Raw genomic sequence first — 20385 nt, forward strand, 5'->3', positions numbered from 1 at the left:
TGCGGACGGGCTTTTCAGAAATAGACTGTCGCGGTCACAGTCGTCTGGTACTTGTCAGGCTTTGGCGTGGCCTGGACGGGCACTTGACCATAAACTGTAAGAGACTGGGCCGAACCCGTACCGACACCGCCTACAGTATTCGTGCCTTGTGTATTGCCCCAAACGGTTGTGTGTCCCGAGTCCTGATAGAGCTGGAATCCAACTGTCGTACCGGTATTTCCTGTCGCAGTTCCGGCCATCAAACGGCTCGTCACGGTTGAGCTGGCGACGGTGCCAGCATCAAGACCCACGTTGTAAGGCGTGGTATTGGTGCAGGTCACAGAGACAGTCGTCTGCTGGTTCAAGGCGCTGGACAGTACTCCGTTCGTTCCGAAATTCAGAGGATTCGCTGAAATACCGCAATTGGCCTGGATGGTAAGCGAAACATTGAAAGTCGCAGTAGCTGTACCGTTGGTATAAGTAGCGGCGCCAGCCTGCAACATCGGGCCGAAAGCAAAAACAGCGGCAACAACAGGTGTGAGCAACAGCTTTTTCATCTTGGGTCCCCTCGTGTAAAACCGAATCTTCTGGCAGTGCATAACCGTCCTGTGAGGCGGGGCGGCATACGGTCTGTCGTTATCATCCCGAGCGCCGGCATGTAGCCTGCATCCCCGTCATTCAGGTTCATGAAGCATTCTTGCCAGCTACATCATTACGGTGCTCGCCATCGGTATGACTTCTCCAGGCGGGCTCGACTCACCATCCTGACAAAAGTCGTAACGCTCGTCATTTGCCTCAGATGTATGCTGCGATCAATCTTGCGTCCGAGTTGTGATCATGTATGAGCGTTGGCGGTGATGCTGAAGTGAGCAGGTGGAGTGTCCGGCCAATGCCCTCAGGCCGACACGGTGCTTCCGTGATGCGCATGCCTGAGAGTTTCGGTTGGGGAAAGCGGCGGGTTGTATCCCGATATCGATGAGTCAGGGCTGGTGACGTATGGTCTGGCAGGTGGGAATCGAGTGGCATCTGCTGAAGGTGGCGGGCTACTGTCAGTAGATAACGTGTGGAGAACTCATCCACGGTTGCCGTTCACTTATGTGAAATCATCGATGCTCATATCTGAAGAGCCGTCGGTAGCACGAGTGGATGCAGAATGTGGTCATGCACTTCCTCGGGTGCATGGTCCTGGGCAGACATCAGGCTCCTCCTGATGCTGTGCCCTCTTGGTCCCGCCTCTGGTCCGGGCGGGATTTTTTTGTTTATTCGCTGCAAGGCTGCAGGAGTAGCCCGGCAGACGGCCCGGCGATGGTCTGAGACGGCCCTAATGCACGACCCCGGCAAACACTGAACGCTGTGTGCAAGTAGCTGATGAACCCAAGGCATTTCCCGCCTGCGGCAAGGAATCTGGTTCGCTTCGCCCGCTCCAGTGAATCTGCGATAGGCAGCTGACGACCTCTGGGAAAATTGTGACGAAGATGTGCCGGATCGGAGTGTTCAGACAGGCTTAACCCTGCGCATCGGCTGTGGGCGGCGCACGCTCGCCTGTCGGCCTATACCGTCAGACATCCGGCCAGGCTGACCTGCGTACGCAGCACATCTTGCTCCAGAATCATGAGAATGTTTCTTTTCCCCGAAGACGACGGCCGTATCTGCGACGCGAGAGTGTCTGCCCGGAAGTACGTGCGTGACCAGTCGGTGTTGTGCGATGAAATCATGTCGCTGCTCGAGACTTACGGCACTCTGGCGAGCTCCAGACTGGCACTCCTGCTCGGTGCGGATGTCCGGCTTGTAGAGCTCTTGCTGTCTGAGCTGACACATGATGGGAAAAGTTTCATTCCGCCCGGGGTCATTGGCCACCAGCAGTTCTTCTCGGGATGTAACGCGGCAGATCAGACCCGTTCGCACCTCACCACCCCGCCTTGTTAATCTTCTGCTTCGTGCTCTTTGCAGTCACGCACGTCAATCCATCGACTTGACCCTGTGACGGTGCGAAGACCTGTCAATACGCACATGGCGACACTCATCTGGCCGCGTTACGTCGTCAGAAGTGCGAACGGTTAAATCTTCCGTGATGATGCCACCGATCCGCAAGCGCCCGAGCGGTGATGCGGGTCGAATCGATCCTGTAAAACAGTTTGTCCAGCTATTTCCATGCATGACGAGTCACAACACGCTTACATCGACCACCTTAGAAATGTGAGGCTGAGCCGCGAGATGGCACGCCAAGCCATAGCGAACGCTAGAAAGAAAGCGGAGGAGTTATGCATCGAGGCTGCCCGAAGAAAACGCAGGCGCCAGATTTTCAAGTGGTTTTTCCGATTGGCCGGGGTCGTCGGCTCCGGTTCGAGCAACAACGCATAGTCCACACACGCCAGCGATCCGTCGGGCGCTGCCAGATTGAGTGCCCCGAGGTGCCGACTGCGGGGCTTCTTTCGGCTTCGTCGCCAAGATCTTGCCACAGGCCGGCCGACGCCTGAAATGCGATGGCGGCATGTTTGCATTCCGGCGATGAAGTTCTCTGACGCGACGCGTTGCCGGTATGATTTTTCGTGGGGCGACGCCGCGCCTGGCTGAATATCCGTCAGGATGAGTGCTCATCCAGGATGAACCGGGGCGGGAGGAGTGACCGCCGTGCGACTGGTCATTCTGGTGAGGTATTTACCGTTGATGGGCGGGCGTCGTTACGGCAATCGGCATCGGGGAAGTCATCGCCTGAGTGCGAGGACGTTGGCGAGACCAGGGGACTGAGAAGTCCTTTGCTCATCGCATTGCGATCGGGTGAATCAGGAAAGAATCGGTCGAAAAAGCTTGAGGCCCGGCCGTCTGGCTGTGGCTGTGCGGAAGCCCTGGTATCCGCGCGCCTCAATTTCGCAAGGCTCAACGCCTGGTCATCGCACGGTCTTGTTGCTGCAACCTGGGCAAAAGCCGGTAGCCCAGTGCATATCAGGGCTGCGAACAGCATCATATGGGAAACGCATCCCGGAATGCAGACCCGTATGCGTATCTCTGTCTGCCGTCCGCATCTCCGGACAGCAGCGTTAGCTTGCGCCGGATACTTCACTTCCTTAAGCACACGCATAGGCTTCTCACTGATACGGACTGGGTCAAGCGTGATTTTCTCGCACCAGGTTCGGGTGATGATTTATGACAGCTTGTCATGAAAAGCCTGCGTTGCCAGGCCGCCAGAACTGGACCATCAGCAATCCCGATAAACATTGCCTGAAAGGCGGCATAACCAGATTGACTGGGAACCGGTCTCTATAGACCACGTGCTGCGAGTCTGTGTTCTTTGAACCCGATGCAAGGCGAACGAACTATCGATACGTTATCAAGCGGGGTGAGCGAGAACAGTTGTCATCGGAAAAAAAGAAGCGCCAGTGAGCCGGCGCTTGTGAAACGACTTACGAAACGACCTGTGATCATCACAGGTGTGATGATCACAGTTTATTGTATAGCTTCGGACGAAATTGCCTATGACCATTTCTTTGCTGACGACAGGCCGTTCGGCGCGACGCGTCAGCTTCTCAACCCAGGTGTGGTGCTGGAGCGTCCATCCGTTCGCTCTCAGTCGTTCCCGTTGCGGGCCAACACAACGACGCGACGTATCGCGATCTGCGCGGTGCCTCAGGACAGCATTTATAAACCGGTTTCACGAGCAAGAAACGCCCAGGAAGGGCGCCGGGCATTGACTATCGCGAGGGCGGCACTGGAGCGGTATTCGTTTTGTGATCCTGCACCTGGTCCTGTCATGCGGCCGGTCTTTGACGGGGAGCAAAGTGTTGCCGATGGCGGCTTGAATGTCATTGCTCGTCAGGAACTCATAGATGGTCATAAATTGCGTGTCAAACTGGATTGCTGCGATTGACAAATCTTTCCCGGACACGGCGCGCAAACTCTCGAAGTGAAGTTGCGTTAAGCACCGGACAGTGCGACGTCCGGTGCTCTTTTACCGCATGGGGTGACGCAAGACCATGGTTGGTCTGCCCCACATCCCGGCACGAAAGCATGGCGTCGGGGTTTGGAGCGTTCCAGAGGACATGTGCCCGACATGACGTCCCCGCAAACCCCCAGATCTCATGAATGCAGGAGTTAGCCGGTCATGCGGTAAGACAATGTGCTGGAGATGACTGGAGGTTCGAGCGCAATCCCCCAGGCCACGAGTAATGCCTCAAAGGGATGGTTAGTGCGTTCTTCAGCAACACAGGCCCGTGCGGGCGCGACTGGCCGATTACCAAGCCGGTATCGGAACACGTCGAAACAGACAGGGTCGGGCGGGACGTCATATTCGACAAGTCGATGCCGAAGTCCGTATTCAAGCGCGTTCGCCGCATCAGCCATGCTCAGATGGCTGTCCGCAACGATCTGCATCAGCGTTGCTGGCTGATGCGTATCAAGCCACTTGACTACCCACTCCAGGTCGGTTCGTTGCTGTTCCCGCTTTTGCGAAGTTGTCATGGCATCCTCCCGCGCGAAGAGCTCGCATTCGCATCTGTTCCTGGGACCCTTCTGTAACGATGGGCCTTTGAGCAATCTGCTCCTTCCTCGCGAAGAGATTGTTAGGAAAAATTATTCCGGGTAGCAAAGCCAATGTCACCGAGCGAGCTGAAAGGAGAAGATGGTCAGGTCTACGCAGATTCTATTAGTGGGCGATCCATTTCCGCCTAAGGCACACTTCGACGTGATTACCCGTTTGCTGCCGGCAGTTGTTCTTAAAAGGCAGCGGGCACTGTGCTCTCGCCAAAGCCGCTTATCACGGGAAGGATGCACTGCGGCGGTCGGGCGGGCAGCATAGCGGCGCCATGTCCAGCCTTATGTACGTTGTCCGCGCGCCCGATGGAGGTGCCGGCATAGCGTGATACAGCGCTCGGCCGCAATCATCGTTCTTCATATCCGCAGATTAACCGTCCGGTAGAGTCCCGACCGTCTCATTCATATCTCCCTCCGATATGAACTGGCCCGCCCTGACAGGTGGGCCTTTTTTCATGTCTGACAGGCTGCCTTTGGCGTCAGACTAGCCATCCCTGGTACTGTTCCAGCCTTGGCACGCCCTGGCGTAAATCGGGCGCCTTCAGGTGTCGCCTTGTTTCTGGAGCAAGGGGTGGCCGGAGCCATTCCCGGTATGTTCAGGCTCGACCACGGCGGGTGAGCAGGGGGCTTCCAGTGATACTGATCCAGGATTTCGTGAAAGACTCCAGAAGCGCCCGTGTCCGCGCGCAATGCTTGTCGTGCCATCGGGTCAGCGTGGCGTCTTAATGGTGGAAGATGGTTCCTGTTCGCAATCATGCAGATAGGAAGCCCGCACGTGCCGCGAACGCCCGACAACACTCCTGACCGGTCACGGTTATAGCCGGATGCGGTAGGGCCGTCAATCGGGCCGGTCTTACGTCGGATCGGCAACAGATTCGCCTTCAAAATACGCGATCGCCAGAAGGTGGAGTTATGGGGACTAAAACCGCACGGAACAGTTCATGCCGAGATTGAGCAACGCCCTCCCGTCGTGGAAAGACATAGCGCCTGACGGTTCCCCTGGGGTCGGACGTAAATCTCGCGGCACAGAACTGGCCGATACAACAGCACGGGTGAGCGAAGGTGTCTTCGTCAGTCGCAGGGTGCGCGGATACAACGCTGTGATGACTCGCGGACCAGGCGCCATCGTAGATCGAGACTGACGTGGGTACACCCCTAATCAGTGGCATTCTGCCTCTGACATCACATGAGATGCTCCGCACCTTGGTTGCGGGAACCCTATCGTCACGGAGCGACACCGAGCAGGTTGATGGCAACTGTGTCGCCTGAGATAGACACGCAGTCTTGCGCGCTTCCCGGTTGCAATGCGGCGAGGCTGCCCGCTATCCTTCTCCGTGAACTTTGACTCAAAGCGAATGGCTCAGCGGTGGGGCTGATCAAAAGGCTAAACGTCCGCTTCGTCGGGACCGCACGACAGCGTATCACGTCATCTGCGACAACGTTAGTTGCTGAAAACGCGGCTGTCGGGTGATGCCGCCCGGTCAGATCCGGCCCGTATAATAAGCGCGAACAACTCCTTGATTTTCTTTCGAGGAAGCCATGGCAGACTCCGATCCGATCAAAAAGCAGCGAAAGTGCCCTGGCTCGGCCTTCAGCGCAATGATGCAGTCCCTCTCGAGCAGTTCCGGCTCTGGTTCGCAGTCCTCTCTGGACACGTTGCCCGTTGGGGATGTGACGCGCAAGAGAAAGCGTGCGCAGACACCGTCAGTTCTTCGTGCAGGTGCACTGTGCGGCACTATCGCAGAACTCGCGTTGCGATGCGCAGATTCGTTCAGCGAGGAGTGCGTCTGCGATGGGACGCTGGCGGAAATTAACGCAGTCCGCAGACACCTCTGTGAAACGCTTGCCACATTGACAGGAGCACCTACGAAGCTTCTGGCGACGCACCCCGCGCTTCATTGCGTTGATCCGGCTGCTGAGCGCTTCATCGCGCAGTTGTCCCGTTTGTATGACTGCGCCCCTGCATCCTCCCGCAAGCCGTCAGCATGAGGACCGGTGTCGGGCCCCTGCACTGATCGTTGCACCTTCCGGTCGCTGCGCCGGGGAAAGGGGGAAGTCGCCACGCTGGCAATCCCCAGAAAGGCGGGGCGCAGGAGCGTCTGTCAGAGATAGCCCCGGTGCGGAAAAGGTGGCAGAGGGGGATGCCGATCCGATCAAGTCGGTTGCAGGTCAACGATCAACTATCGACGGCCATCATCCTTTACCTGGCATGCCTGAGGGCTGGGCCACCGTGGCTCCATCAACGTGCCATGACCGCCAATGCTCATGCCTTGATTCACTGCCAATCTGATTTGCTGATGCCTGGTGATTCCGGCCGCCGGCACGTTATCGTTCCGGTTTCTACGCGCGCGGCGCCAAAGCCTGTACGGGATTTGTGGACCGCGGGCGAGGGCGAAGGGCCCACCAGCATCCTGAAGGGCGACGGTCATAGAGGGCAGGGTGCATGGAATTCGCGGCGGCTGAGGGCGGCCGCGGTGAGCGAGCGCGAGAATGGGTGACAGCCTTTGCAAGCAGCATCTCCCCGTCGGAGAAGTTATCGTAAAAGTACCGCCGCGCTGCGTGGTGAAGCGCGACCCACGACGGATCCGGATCACCAGTGCTTTCCCGACTTGCCGGTCACTGGTATGAGGGTCCACTATTGCTGGCCCGGCAGCAGCTTACGATGCGACGACCGGCACATCAGGATGACTTGTCGCCGCGAGCCGTGTTTTCGCAAGACATATGAATTTTTATTGTGAGAGAGAAATCGGGGGCGCTGCACGATTTATATTGGTTAGAATCCAGCGCTTGGCGCATCCTGCGTCTAGCGGTGCAAGTCTGCGGTTGCGATCCAGCCGGCAGGCGTCCGATTGCAGGTAATCCACCTCGCGATCGAAGATATATCCACTCAAAAGGAAGGACGATGGACCGACTCAACGTTGCCGCCAATGATAACCTGCTCGGTCTTCATGGTGAACCTCCCCATGAACGTATCCTTATGGCCTCGGATGCTGCGAGCGGCCTGCAGGCAATTATTGCGATCTATAGCACCACTCGCGGTCCCGCGTTTGGTGGCTGTCGTAACTGGCATTACGCAACCCAGCACGAAGCGCTGAACGACGCATTGCGACTGTCGCAGGGCATGGCCTTCAAGAATGCACTCGCAGATCTTCCTTTCGGCGGTGGCAAGGCCGTGATCATCCGGAATACGAAGATTCATGATCGCATGGAGCTGTTCAATGCGTTCGGGCGTATGGTTGAGTCGCTGGGTGGCGCCTACATTACGGCCGAAGACGTCGGTACGACGGCGGCTGATATGCGCGCGGTTCAGGCTGAGACCAGTTACGTCAGCGGGATCCCGCGTGGCGGCGACGTGTACGGCGGCAATCCGTCTCCCTATACCGCGTACGGGGTGTTCATGGGTTTGCGTGAATCAGTACATTGCGTACTGGGCGCATCGACGCTCGAGAACGTTACTGTGGCCGTTCAGGGGCTTGGTTCTGTCGGATGGGAGCTGTGCAAGCGCCTTCATGCGGCGGGCGCAAAGCTTGTTGTGGCTGACATTGACAGCGCCAGGACAGCCGAAGCGCAGCAGCTGTTCGGCGCTCAGATCGTCGACGCGTCGGAAATCGTGATGGCGAAGGCCGATGTCTTCGCGCCGTGCGCGCTGGGAGGTGCCATCACCGGGTCTGTAGCGTCGGATTGCAGGTTCCGTGTGATTGCGGGCGGCGCAAACAACCAGCTGATGTCGTTGGCCGAAGGTGATGTCCTTCATCGCCGCGGCATTTTCTATGCGCCTGATTTTCTCGTGAACGCTGGCGGCATCATCAGTTGCGCGCGTGAATACCTTGGCTCGGCACAGGAGCAGGCGGTGCTTGCCGAGATCGCTGAAATCGGGCAGCGGGTACATCAGCTGATTGAGCGTGTACAAACGACGGGGATGGCGCCAGCACGTGCCGCAGTTGCGTGGGCGCGTGAAAAGATGATTGCAGGCTGAGCGGCGGCGCAGAAGCGGATCTTCACTGTTTCCGTTCCGGGGAAGTCTCATTCTCCGTATCTGTGCGCCCGAACATGTTTGCGCTGGTGCTGGTGTGAGGTGCGTGCTGCAATATCTGGCGCACCATGCCCCAGTAGCGCTCTTTCATCGCCCGTGTAGCGCTGTCGTTGAAAATCCGACTCCAGGTTACTGAACTGTCCTCTGCCTCCTCTGCGAGCGACGCTTCTGCGACGCAGTCTGTGATTGCCCTTCAGGCTTCGTCCCGGTTGCACGACGCAAACCGACTGAACGGCCGTCATGGACGGCCCCTTTGCAAAGGCTGCTAGCGCGCGAGCGACGCTGGCGCGCGCTCAGCGTGGCCGGACAGATCAGGCCGGTAAGGATGCGCTTCTATTGTCACAAGTCCTAACAGACGGTCCCGCAGTAGATGCCAGAATGAGTCTGGATGTGATGCGGCAACGCGTAGGTCGGCTACGCAGAGGATATCCGGGCCGCGTCATATTCCACCCGTGCCGTTGCAGCCGGGCGTACAAAGATTCTTTGTACCCTTCCCTGACCTTTGTCTTGCCCAATCAAGGGCCACGGTCTGGAAGCGCTCGCGGGACCTGTCCAGTAACTCATGACTGGTCATGACTGGTAGTCGAATACGGGTCGCCGGTGCGGTCCATCCGCATGTAGACGGATCGCTTGATCGGGTGCTCGTGGATACGCCGGATCGCGACACCCCTCGGTACGTGCAGCCGGTCATCGCAGCGCGATCGCCTTTTTCTTCAATCGATCATCGCGAGTTCGCTGCCTTATTCCTGATGCAGATCTTTTTTGGCCTGCGGCGGTTGATTGTCACGCGTGCATCCGTTAGGGTGAGCGTCCTGCCTGCAAGACGCGGGCGTGTTATGGATTGTGATATGAACAAGCAGGAACTTATCGGTGTCGTGGCGACCATGACAGGTAACAACGCAACTGCAACGGGCGAGGTGGTCGACGCCATCCTTCAGATCGTAATGGCGGCGATGGTCCGCGGCGATACTGTCCAGCTGACTGGCTTCGGTCTGTTTTCGACCGGTACGCGCTCCGAAAGGGTAGGTCGGAATCCGTCAACGGGTGAAGCGATGACGATCGCTGCCTCAAAGACCGTCAGGTTCAAGCCCGCAAAACGATTCAAGGATGCGGTCAACGCACGCTAGTTCTTTGGCGGCCGCGCCTTCATTACACGAACATTGACGCCGCAACCGATGCGTCAGGCGGCACCAGTTGCCCGATGTGGGCTGACATAAGCGATTTCGAAGTCTGTACGTCTTATGGACTGAAGGGAATCAGAACAGCCATTCACATCGCCGGCCTCGGACCAGATCGAGGTTCGGGGCCGCGTTCCTGGCATTGCGCTGTCCCGAACCACTCGTTGAAAGCATGGACCGTCGGGCAGGGATAAGAACCATGTTCCCCAGGTGATCATCAATGGCGGTATAAGCGGTTGAATGCATGGATGCGCCCTGTGGTCCCTTGTTATACATAAAGCAAAGTTCAGGACGAGGCACCCGTCGAAACGGAATAATACGGCACGCGAGGTGGACCTGGGCAAGTGAGGCGCACTATTGATGTGGGCGCGTCAACAGAGCCCCGCTGACTTTACTGGGCAAGTTGAATGGCTGCTGCTTGAGAGAGCGTTTTGCGCATAGAAGGAGGAGTAGACATAACCTGATTCTCGGATGTCAGGTGAGAGGAACGATAACAACCCTGTGGCTTTATCGTCTATCTTTCATTTGCAATGCCTGGGATTTGTTTCGGAAGGTGGTCGTGCGCGCGATGTTAGCCTGCATCGTTGTGTCATTCGTGATGCAGCCATCATGATGGCTACACCTGTTCCAGATGTTACGGGGCCCAGGTGTGAATGCCGGATAGCGCAAACGGGTCAGTCAGGCCCGAGCGAGGGTAGCCATACCAGAATTGCCTCGGGAATGCACGCCAGTAATGTGGCCGCCAGTATCGCGAATGCGATTACTGCGATTGCCAGAAAGGTGAACATGACTTTGCGGTGGTGCCCATGAGGGTCGACTGACAGACATGCGTAACAGAAATCCGCAGTCAGGCTCACCGGTCGTTTGCAGTCGGAGCAGTATGGCATCAGTCTCTTCAGGCGGAAGTATCGACAGGGCGCGTTTCAGTTCCGAAGGAAATCTGGAACGAGTTCAGTGGGCAATATCACTGGTAGCCAGGCAAAAACCCACGCAAAGAAAAGTAGTGAAAGAATGACCAGCGCTGAGCCAGCGAGGAAACGCATCGTAGCTCGAACACGGCGGTGCAGGTTGCGTTGGTGACTTAGCGGATCTCTGGACTGGCAGCTATAACAGTAGGTGGCATTGTTTGCCACGGGTCGCGCACAGTCGCAACATTCGGCCAGATGGCGCAACGTCTCCATGTCGTTATGCATGATTATTAGTCTCTCCGGTTTTGCCGGATACTGTAAAGCGCATGAGTGGTGCGGATGGCATCAGCCAGGCGTTCAAGACCGGCGTTTTTGCCGGGACGCAAATGTTAGCAGGTCCCAAAAAATAGTGTAAGAGCGCTCGTTCGCCATCGTGACCAGACGATGTTGTGTCTCGGCAAGGTGTCCAACGCAGATAGCACACTGAAAATGGGAATATCGCGATCCATGTGCCGTTTCTTCGCGCGGTGACTGAGTCCGGCGCGTGGCGCCTTTCATGCCGGAAAAGGCTCCTCCCCGTTCAGTAAAACGAACGAATTTTCGCTAGCAAGAGGAGGGCAGACACTTTCGTATTTGCGGGTCAGATCTGTAGCCCTGTTTGACCGATCATACCTCTTTGCTGCCTGAATTCGGCGGTGGTCGCCCTACCACTCCTGCTTCAGTTCGGGCATATCGCTCAGATCCCTGCAGCCTCAACGGCACGCATATGGAAATACTCGCGGCTGCCGTATGTGCAGCTTCAGGAGAGGCGTGATACATCGCGTGATCAGCCGGGTCTGAACGCCTTCGCGGTGGGTCACTGAAATCCGCTGCCTGGACATCAGCATGGCGAGCGACGTGTTGTCCGGGAGAGAATGGTTAGCCGATCGTCAACAGGACGCACGCGTCGGAGATACGGTTACACCCTGAAGATCCGATCAACAAGCCGATGGGCGCGCCGCTGCATTTCCTCCTGTCTTCGTGCGCGTTCTTCGGCCTTGCGCAATAGTTCCTCTGCTGCAAGCCTGCCTGCCAGTTGCTGTTCCTGCTCAAAAAGTCTTACTTCGTCGGAAATGCGTTGCAGATACCAGTCAAGATCGTCCATTGCGCCTCCTCCAGAGTTATGGTCGATAGAATTATTTTTGTAGGGTCAGTCTGCGGTGATTGCGCCATACTGGCGTTCAGCGGTATGCAGACTTCCAAGCGAACCGAGAACAGCTTTCTTCATCAAGCGAAAAAGATGCGCGTGTCCTTCAGGAGTGACACGCGCAAACCGAGAGCATCGAGGCACATCAGGTACGAAGTCAGATGCAATTTCGCGTTGCGTCGGATCCGTCATTCAAGATTAGAAGTTGGAAGACATGCTTGCCGTGAGCAGTTGTGAGCATTCCTGGCTGGCCTTGGTCGCTGGCGTTGACCTGGCCATCGGCTTTGTTCCTGCCGCGTTCAGCAGCAAGGGTTCGCAGGCGCGGCTCTGCGGTCGGAAGCTGTCGGATCAAGTCGCACCGGAGCGCAGCATGGTGTGCACGTCAATCGCCTGCTAGGGACGCAGCGGGAAGAAGATATGGTTCACTCCGGATGTCGTCTGATGAAACGTATGTGCAGACGCTGCCTATCGCAATAACGTGCAGCGTTAGGCGATCGCGTCGCCCGCTTTCAGGAGGCGGGAGCGAGTTAGCCTTGATATCGTCAAAGCGCTCAACAAATCAGCATGCCGGTCACCGAGACAGTCGGCCCGCTGGCAGGGTCGAGCGTGCGTGCTTTCCCGGCGCCGCCAGTTAGCCACGCAGCGTTGCAGACTCTGCTGCCTGTTGCATGGCAGTAGCTAGCTGGCAGTGGCTAGCTGGCAGTGGCTAGCTGGCAGTGGCGGTCCTGACTGCAAACCAAGGCTTACAGGCAAGCGCCCGGCAGCACTTATCCCTGGGGGATTGTCCGGCTAACCGGAACGCATGCCCGACTCCAGCTGTTCTCGTTCGTTGCCCTCGGCCAGTATGGCATGGGTGAGCGGGCGGTCCCGCTCAGACAGGCCGATGTACTGGTCGATGTAGCGCTCGACGGTATAACAGCTCTTGACTATCGCATCGAATTCGTTTGAAAAAGGTCGTCCGCCTGAATCGCCAAGCGTGAAGGAGCCGAGAAAGGCAAGGTGGTCCGGCTTCTGTATTCGCACGTCACAACGAAGGGGCGTGCTACCGCGTCCCCCATCAATGCGCATACCTGAGGCGCAACGCGGTTGCAGATATATTCCAAACCCTCGGTAACAGAAAAATCGCTCAACCATGATTTTTCTCCCTCAAGTTGAGGCAGGGGAATCAGCATCACAGGCCGGCAGCCGCTGCAAATTGGCCCGCCAGAGGCTGATGGCGTTTCGCCGCGTGAGCATGCCTTGAGGCGCGGAACCTCAGACTCAACGCCTGGCGGAAATTCAGGTGGCAGGTTCCCACTCGCGCTGCGCGGTGTTGCGATGGCAGTGCTCGTTGATCCGGCGCTCCGCCGCGTAACAGCCGTACAGGGCGGCCTCGAATTCGTCTGTGAACGGCTCACTTCCGTTGTAGTCGAATGTCATCACATCGAGGCGAAGCTGTGAACCGTTTGGACGGATACAGATATGGCAACGATAGCGGGGCGCGGCCGGCACCATTGCGTCGATGTCCCGTTCTTCGACCAGGGAGATGTGAAGAGCGATTTCGAAGCCGCGGAAACTGTAATAACGGTAGCCCATGGTGCAAGTTCCTTATACTGCAATGTCTTCAAAATACGCTGCTGCGACGAGGATTGCCGTTAGCGTGCGTGATTGACCCTTTTTTAAGCTCGCGGGGTCATGCGACCCATGCCTGGCTTTGATTAAACGTCTCGCCAGCTCGCAAGTCGGCGCTATCCCGCGGTCTCTAAGCTGATGTGGCGAGAGAGAGCCGGGTGCTCCCGGCCGTTGTGATATCGCTCGCAAGGCGAGCGGCCGGAACGATTCGCAGTTACTGATCGGCTGCCTGACCACGAGTGCACGAGCGCCTTTCGGGCCTGCACGTCGGGCGGCCGGACCGCTCATCAAGCCTCTGAAGTGGTAGTTTCCGTCTCGCTCAACGAGCCTCGAAGCGGGGTTTCTCACAGGAAACGTTGCTTTGGCGGAGCGACGGTCCTCAACCCGGCCGACGCCGTTCGAGGCGCTGCCGGCAAGGTTGCCTGCTGGACGCCGGCTGTCTGCAGCGACCCCCGTCGCTATCACGCCGGCCGCCGGGTACGAGGCTGCGGGCTCGCGACGATGCATCGATGGCCCGCAACTGCGGCGGGCCGGATGTCTGTAACGCTTGAGGAGGGTAGACGGGTAACGGCATCGTCTGGCCGGTTGTTCTCCAGAAGCCGGCAAGGAGGCGCTGGAGGCCTCTCCGGTTGCCCTGTACGGCACGTGGCAGTGTCCAGGGCGAGGTTTGCCAGCTGGAGGCTTATGCTGGTCGAGAGGTCACACCAGTTCGATGGGCTGGTTGCTGCAGGTCGCAACATCCGTTCAGGCGTGCAGGGAGTCGGGACACCGCAGATCGTCGGTGGGCAACGCTGTCAGGCAAACTTGCGGTGATAAAAACCTCGTCATTGCCAAGACCGTCCTGGACTGTCTGCACAGGGCCCGAATTCTGGAAGGGGCCGGATGAATCGTGGAGTTGTCATGAAATCTGTTCCAAACCGTCCAATGCTGCACGATGACGCAGACCGCGAGATCGGCGCTCGATGCTCAATAGCAATCTCGGCCTGCATTGACATGACGGATGCCGCGGTCGTTATCGGGGTAACGGAGCAGCTCCATACCCGTACGCGAGCCCCTTCTATGCTTCACGCTGTCTCGACCATGGTTGTTGCAGGGGCGGTCGGAGATTCGCGACATTGAACCAGACGTGATCTGTGACCGTCGCATGCCGTCATGTCGTGATTCGCGTCGGCCACTCAAGACCCCATGAGGATGAGTAGTCGCATCCATGCGACTCAGCAGGCAGGCGACGCCGGCAGTGCATGGTGCCGGGAAGCGTAGCAACAGTGCAGACGCAGCATGTGTACCGGGCAAATGGGGGAGGCCACTTCGACGCGCCGGGCGCAGCCAAGCCGCGGATTGCACCGCAGGTGCTTCCCGGACAAGGTCTTACTCAGCGCCGCAACGCGCTGGTGAGAATGCCTCACGCCCGCGACGCGTCCGGGCGGCTTGTGAAAATATTGCCGCAGGCGGCTCGGGAATGCTCTGGACCGGCCGGCCTTCCTGTCAGGCGAGCCTTGCGTACCTTGTGGCCCCAGTGCCATGCATCCAGACATTGCCTGGGTTGCGCAGCGGTCGCCCGCGACATGCCGGTCGATGTGATGGGGGGATTATCGGCACTCTCGCTGCCGTCACCCCGGTATGCGTGCGGGCGGGCCGGGCGACGTTTGCCCCGGGGGGCTATTACGGCGCCCGCGTTGCGGGCCACCGCGATGCCTGACACAGGGGCCGGGGCGCACGCAAGGAAGTCAAGATGCCCTCGCTATCCACATGTCCGCGTCTGGAAAGATTCGGCGCGTGGACTGTGTGGCCATCCCAAAAAGAACGGTATGCCACGTCGCGCCCCTCGATGTCATGAATGATCACGTGACAGTAAAGCAAAGATCGCTAGGATGCCTGTTTGCGGTCGGTGGTGTTCGTCGCGCAGGTGGGCTGCGCTATGAACACCCTGGCCGCGTCGTCACGCACCTTGTCTCCTTCAGTGACCCATTCACTGAATTCGCCCGTCCGGTCAGCCGGACGGGCTCTTTCTCAATTTTGGCCGGTGACTCCACCAATCCGGGCGCGAAGGCTCACGAACCTGCTGGGCCCATGGGGCCGGGTGATCGGGTTACAGGCAGGAATGGATGCGAGGCCCGACAGTACAGGGCACGGCGAAAATCGGGATGCGGGAGAAAACTTTCTGATGATCATCGCCTCAAATGCGTGAATCAACGAGTTAGCGCTTAACGGTGCAGGCCGGACGGCCCCGGTTACGTATCGTTGTGTGCGACGAAAACGGGCGGGTCAGGGCGGTGATGCAATCGCTAGCCACGGTTGGCCGGGTAAGCAGGGAAGCAAGCGGATGATGGAGAAAATGACGGATATTCGGGACCTGAAAAAGCAGCTGGGTCACCTGAACCTGCTGATCGCCGAAGCAAAGGAAAAGGAAAAGGCGGCCGCACTGGCAGCCTTCAGATTACAGGTCGAGGAATATGGGATTACGGAACTCGAACTGCTCAGGGGGCTCGGCTTTATCAAGATGCGTGCGAAGACCGGTGGCTCCGAGTACTACGATCCCGACACCGGTCGTCGCTGGTCGGGCAAGGGACGCATGCCTAACTGGCTGAAGGGCAGGAATCCGGAGGATTACCGGATTGTCCCGACGGCGAAGCCCTGGTGGCCGGAACGGGAGTCTGCAGGCTCATGAGGAGGGGCGTCCATTATGGACTTTCCGGCCGCTTTGCGCGGGCGAAAACATATGCGTAAGCAGTGCGGCACAGGGAATCAGGAGTAAGTGGGCGGCGACCCTGATGCGGGTGCACGATCTGCGTCGATGACTCTGGTTCGTCGCACGCGTAAGACATCTGCTCCATTCGCTGGTCGCGCCGGACAGCAGACTTCCTGAACTGTATGGCATATGGCCCCCCGCTGTCGCCGCCCCGCGGCAATAATAACTTTTGAAGTGCCCGTTTTCAGATGCCACGCTCCTCGAAACCGCGCCGTACGCACCGTCACCCATCGGCGCGCGCTCCTCTTAGCCGCACCTTGCTGCTGCCGTTATCAGCGGCCGTGGCACGCGAACAATCGCTGGAGAATCATCTGTCGCTAGCCTCGCTGCGCGCCGGCCACGCGAGTGTCGACGTGATGGCGCGCCTGTTCAATGCGATCGGCACCGCACGTTGCCTTCATGAGGCGGATCACGGGCGGGACGCTGCCGAGCGAGCAGACTTTGACCGTGCCTGGCAGGTTCTCCTTGAACGGTCACGAAACGGACGCAACGCGAGTCTGGTCGTCACTGAAGAAGACTTCCGCTTACTGGCGAGACTCGTCTCGCTGCACGATGAGCAGATGACTATAACGCCCCTTCACCGGCTGCTGGCCGCTCGCATGCGGTTTAACGAGTCGCTTCGTCAGACTTTGAAACCGGCGCCGCCAGCGGCTGACGAGGCCGGCGCCCCGGACACCGCGGGTTGATGGAGATGGCGCCGGTAATGCGAGGGCGGATGGCCGGGTGTCCGGACCAACGGGACGGACAGGGTGGGAGAAAGTAATGCAGTCCAGAAGTGCATTTTGTTGTGCAGTCAGGAGTGGCGTTGAGACAGTCTTCGCTGTGCTGCCTGGCGGTCGTCTGACGCCACAGGACAGGCAGTTCCTGCTTGGCCATATCATGACTATTCTTGAGGAGCTTTCCCGGGAGTTCGACGGCAAGCCGCCGACGGTGAAGCAGTCGCGTATCGGTCCGTGGCAGCGCTGTGCAATATCTGCAGCTGATCCGATGGACTTCGTGAGCCCGGACATGCTGATCGACGACTATCGGAAGCGCATTGAGACCGTGGCCGCCTTGTGGAAGGACGAAATGGCGCGCAGGTGGCCGCGACGCAAACAGTTCGCAATGACGATGCGCGAGCAGCTCTATGAACAGGACAACGACCGCTGGCGGGCGTATGCCGCCTGGATGCGTCGCACGTTGCCGTGGTTTGGACGGGAGGCTGGCAAGCGCCTACATGCTGGCGGATGAAATGCACTGGCGCATACGGCCGGAAGGCTTGGAAAAATGACTGCACGGTCGCGCCGATTGCTGAAAACTGTCCTGCGGGCTTTAGTCTTTGCCGCACCACGCAGGGATGCTGATCAGAGATATGACTCTGACATAGTCGACCTCGATGGGGCCGGGAATCCTGATACCCTAAATGCTCTTCGTTTGCTTATCTCACTGCAACCCGTTCCTGCTGCTCCGGTTTGCAAGTCGTCTGTTCTGTTCGGACGAGATATTTACGTGTTGGACCTGCCCGTCGTTAAGCTATACCGAGTCAGACCAACGCTGCATGATCGGATTTGAAACGCCACGCGGCTCATGGCTGCCGTGCATGACCGAAGCGAGTCGTCCGGGACCGCTGTTTAGCCGCAACAGTTACGCGCAGCCAGCTGCTACCTGCTCATAGCGATGGAAAGCGTTCGCCAGTGCCATTTGTGCGTAAAGCCTGTCAGGTGGCTTCCTGCGCCTGTGCTGGTAACGCTGCGCCGATGTGGCAAGCGACTGTTGTGTACGCTCGATGTGCCCCTGTCCTTTCGATGACTGGTACCCCTGACGCACTGAACCCAGGCAGTGGTCGTTAATGAGGACGATGTTGGCCTGCGATGATGCTTTCATGTCGTCCTCGATCACGGGTTCGGTCTCGAAGTGCAGCGCGCCGGCCGCTTCGTCAGGAATCAGAAAGCGGGAATGGCTGACTACGGCCAGGCGATCGCGAGCCGTTGACGCTCGCCGCCCGGGAGGGTTCCTGTGGTGGTAATGACGCAGTTGACACGCCGTCGATGTGTCTCCAGATATGCGCGCGCGTTGTTTTGACGGCTGGCAGGCTGGGCATGCACGGGTCAGTAACATCGCGTATGTCCGGACCGGTATATGGATCGGTATATGAACTGGCCAAGGCTGGTTATGTCTGCCCGCCATTCTGGATCTGGCAAACGGACGCAGCCTCGGCGCCCCAATCTCCCGGCGCATCACCATACAAGTGGTTCCAGGCAAAGCGCAGGGCATGCTGGCCGCGCGAGCCCGGGCGACGTTTAGTTGTTACACTCCGATCGAATTCGTAAATATCCAGGGCGGCCAAACCAGAAATTCGCATCGAATCCAGATGCGACGTTCACCAGGAGCCATCGTGCTTCCGCGTGAGAGAACGCCTCAATCGAAAGCTTCGTCGCATCCCTTGAACGCCGAGCGCATCTGTCAGGAGCGCGTACGAACCATCTTCCGTCTCGCGGTCATATCGGCGACTGGTGTGACGGCGACTCCGATTGGCAACGTCAGCAAACCCTTTGCGCAGTTTTTCTTCTCCAGTCGAATCGGGGCCTCGAGCGTCCTGCATGAGTTCCCGACCTGGACACGGGCCCGGATCACATCCGGCTGTCGCCGCAGGGCATCAGATCAGGTTATCTCCTTCTGGATGCTCCCTTATCGCTGTCGAAGACTTCTGGGCCTGAAGATCAGATGTCGATGATTCAAAATCACAAATGCTAATTTGGATTAAGTAATAAGCATGAAATAATAAAAAGTTCGGCTCTCCCAAGCCGTATTTAAGGCGTGAAAATACACAAATCTGTTGAAACGACAATACTTGGAGTGCGTGTTGCAGGGTGCCGACAGTCATCGATTTTTTGTAATCAAAAACGATGTCGTCATCAAAGTCTTTTGCTATCTTTCAAGCCGTTTCGTTGAAACAACAAATGAAGATTGGCATGGCAGCTGTTTGCCTTTGCGCCGTTTAATTCGCAAATCCGGAGAAAAATCCAATGAAAAAGTCGCTTCTCGCTCTCGCCGCACTGGGCGCGTTCGCAGGCGTCGCTCATGCCCAGAGCAGCGTGACCCTGTACGGTATCATTGACGAAGGTTTTAACATCACCACCAACGTGGGCGGCAAGCACCTGTACAACCTGTCGAGCGGCGTTTTGCAAGGCTCTCGCTGGGGAATGCGCGGCACGGAAGATCTGGGCGGCGGTCTGAAGGCAGTCTTTGTGCTGGAAAACGGCTTCGACGTAAATAACGGAAAATTGGGCCAAGGTAACCTGATGTTCGGTCGCCAGGCTTATGTAGGTTTGGGTGGCGCGCTTGGCACGGTGACCCTCGGTCGTCAGTACGACTCCGTGGTTGATTACGTTGGGCCGCTTGAAGTGGGCGACCAGTGGGGCGGCTACATCGCAGCTCACCCGGGTGACCTCGACAACTTCAACAACGCGTATCGCACTAACAATACGGTCAAGTACACGAGCGCGAACTACGGCGGCCTGACGTTCGGCGGCACGTACAGCTTCGGCGGCGTCGCAGGCAGCGTGACGTCGAACCAGATCTGGTCGCTGGGCGCTGGCTACAACAACGGTCCGTTGGTCCTGGGCGTCGGCTACTTGAATGCCCGCACACCGGCCGCTGCAGGTGGTCTGTTCAATAACGGTAGCACCGCAGCCTTGAACCAGCGGGCAACGCTCACGACGCCGGCAAGCTTTGCCGTAACCTCGTCGATCTATTCGGGTTTTGCATCGGCTAACACGTACCAGGTAATCGGCGCCGGCGCGGCGTACACCTTCGGTGCGGCTACGGTTGGCGCAACCTATTCGAACGTCCGCTTTGGCAATCTGGCCTCTGCATACTCTTCCGGCCTCGCAGCATATCGCGGTCAGTCGGCAACGATGAACAACGCAGAGCTGAACTTCAAATATCAGTTGACCCCCGCGTTGCTCGTTGGTGCGGCGTACGACTATACGCGTGGTGTGCAGCTTGGCAACGCTTCGCGTGCGCAATACCATCAGGGCGCACTCGGCGCGGACTATTTCCTGTCGAAGCGGACCGACGTGTACGTGGTGGGCGTGTACCAGCATGCCTCTGGCGAGACGCTTGATGCAACGGGCGACATGATTCCCGCGACCGCTGATATCAATGGCCTTTCGGCCGCTTCGGGACAGAACCAGTTCACCGCACGGGTTGGCATCCGCCACAAGTTCTGACAA

General features: G+C 58.1%; 13 protein-coding genes. 7 read left to right on the top strand and 6 right to left on the bottom strand.

Annotated elements, in window-relative coordinates:
* Positions 1-14 precede the first annotated feature (14 nt).
* Complete coding sequence (locus tag AAGS40_RS29825) at positions 15-482, bottom strand: spore coat U domain-containing protein (RefSeq protein ID WP_345817836.1); 468 nt, start codon at positions 480-482, stop codon at positions 15-17.
* Positions 483-3394: 2912 nt separating this feature from the next.
* On the opposite strand from AAGS40_RS29825, the gene AAGS40_RS29830 reads away from it, so the two are divergent.
* Positions 3395-3844: a hypothetical protein gene (locus AAGS40_RS29830; RefSeq protein ID WP_345817810.1), complete on the top strand. Its 450-nt coding sequence runs from the start codon at positions 3395-3397 to the stop codon at positions 3842-3844.
* A gap of 224 nt (positions 3845-4068) precedes the next feature.
* Here AAGS40_RS29830 and AAGS40_RS29835 read toward each other — a convergent pair whose 3' ends face one another.
* On the bottom strand, positions 4069-4434 hold the full coding sequence (locus AAGS40_RS29835) for a hypothetical protein (protein ID WP_345817811.1): 366 nt from the start codon (positions 4432-4434) through the stop codon (positions 4069-4071).
* 2974 nt (positions 4435-7408) lie between these two features.
* On the opposite strand from AAGS40_RS29835, the gene AAGS40_RS29840 reads away from it, so the two are divergent.
* Both AAGS40_RS29840 and AAGS40_RS29845 read left to right on the top strand, forming a co-directional pair.
* Positions 7409-8482, top strand: a complete 1074-nt coding sequence (locus AAGS40_RS29840) for a Glu/Leu/Phe/Val dehydrogenase dimerization domain-containing protein (protein ID WP_345817812.1) — start codon at positions 7409-7411, stop codon at positions 8480-8482.
* Positions 8483-9387: 905 nt separating this feature from the next.
* Positions 9388-9666, top strand: coding sequence for an HU family DNA-binding protein (locus AAGS40_RS29845; RefSeq protein ID WP_345817837.1), 279 nt, complete (start codon positions 9388-9390; stop codon positions 9664-9666).
* 1917 nt (positions 9667-11583) lie between these two features.
* Here AAGS40_RS29845 and AAGS40_RS29850 read toward each other — a convergent pair.
* From AAGS40_RS29850 to AAGS40_RS29860, 3 genes are all read right to left on the bottom strand, one after another.
* Positions 11584-11769 carry a hypothetical protein gene (locus tag AAGS40_RS29850; protein WP_345817813.1) on the bottom strand — a complete coding sequence of 62 codons (186 nt, stop codon included), beginning with the start codon at positions 11767-11769 and terminating at the stop codon, positions 11584-11586.
* Between the two features lie 831 nt (positions 11770-12600).
* Positions 12601-12945, bottom strand: a complete 345-nt coding sequence (locus tag AAGS40_RS29855; RefSeq protein ID WP_345817814.1) for a hypothetical protein — start codon at positions 12943-12945, stop codon at positions 12601-12603.
* Positions 12946-13089: 144 nt separating this feature from the next.
* On the bottom strand, positions 13090-13386 hold the full coding sequence (locus AAGS40_RS29860) for a hypothetical protein (protein WP_345817815.1): 297 nt from the start codon (positions 13384-13386) through the stop codon (positions 13090-13092).
* A 2371-nt stretch (positions 13387-15757) separates the two neighbouring features.
* Between AAGS40_RS29860 and AAGS40_RS29865 the strand changes: the two genes are divergently transcribed.
* From AAGS40_RS29865 to AAGS40_RS29875, 3 genes are all read left to right on the top strand, one after another.
* Positions 15758-16090, top strand: a complete 333-nt coding sequence (locus AAGS40_RS29865) for an H-NS family nucleoid-associated regulatory protein (protein WP_345817838.1) — start codon at positions 15758-15760, stop codon at positions 16088-16090.
* A gap of 362 nt (positions 16091-16452) precedes the next feature.
* Positions 16453-16857, top strand: a complete 405-nt coding sequence (locus AAGS40_RS29870) for a hypothetical protein (RefSeq protein WP_345817816.1) — start codon at positions 16453-16455, stop codon at positions 16855-16857.
* Between the two features lie 76 nt (positions 16858-16933).
* Positions 16934-17401 carry a hypothetical protein gene (locus tag AAGS40_RS29875; protein ID WP_345817817.1) on the top strand — a complete coding sequence of 156 codons (468 nt, stop codon included), beginning with the start codon at positions 16934-16936 and terminating at the stop codon, positions 17399-17401.
* 393 nt (positions 17402-17794) lie between these two features.
* On the opposite strand, the gene AAGS40_RS29880 is transcribed toward AAGS40_RS29875, so the two are convergent.
* Entirely contained in the window at positions 17795-18034 is a 240-nt protein-coding gene (locus AAGS40_RS29880; protein ID WP_345817818.1) for a hypothetical protein, read from the bottom strand.
* 1142 nt (positions 18035-19176) lie between these two features.
* Here AAGS40_RS29880 and AAGS40_RS29885 point away from each other — a divergent pair.
* The gene (locus AAGS40_RS29885) at positions 19177-20382 is read left to right on the top strand and encodes a porin (protein WP_345817819.1); all 1206 of its coding nucleotides are present in this window, start codon (positions 19177-19179) and stop codon (positions 20380-20382) included.
* The last annotated feature ends 3 nt before the right edge of the window (positions 20383-20385 follow it).

Origin of the sequence: Paraburkholderia sp. PREW-6R (assembly GCF_039621805.1) — a bacterium.
Lineage (GTDB): Bacteria > Pseudomonadota > Gammaproteobacteria > Burkholderiales > Burkholderiaceae > Paraburkholderia.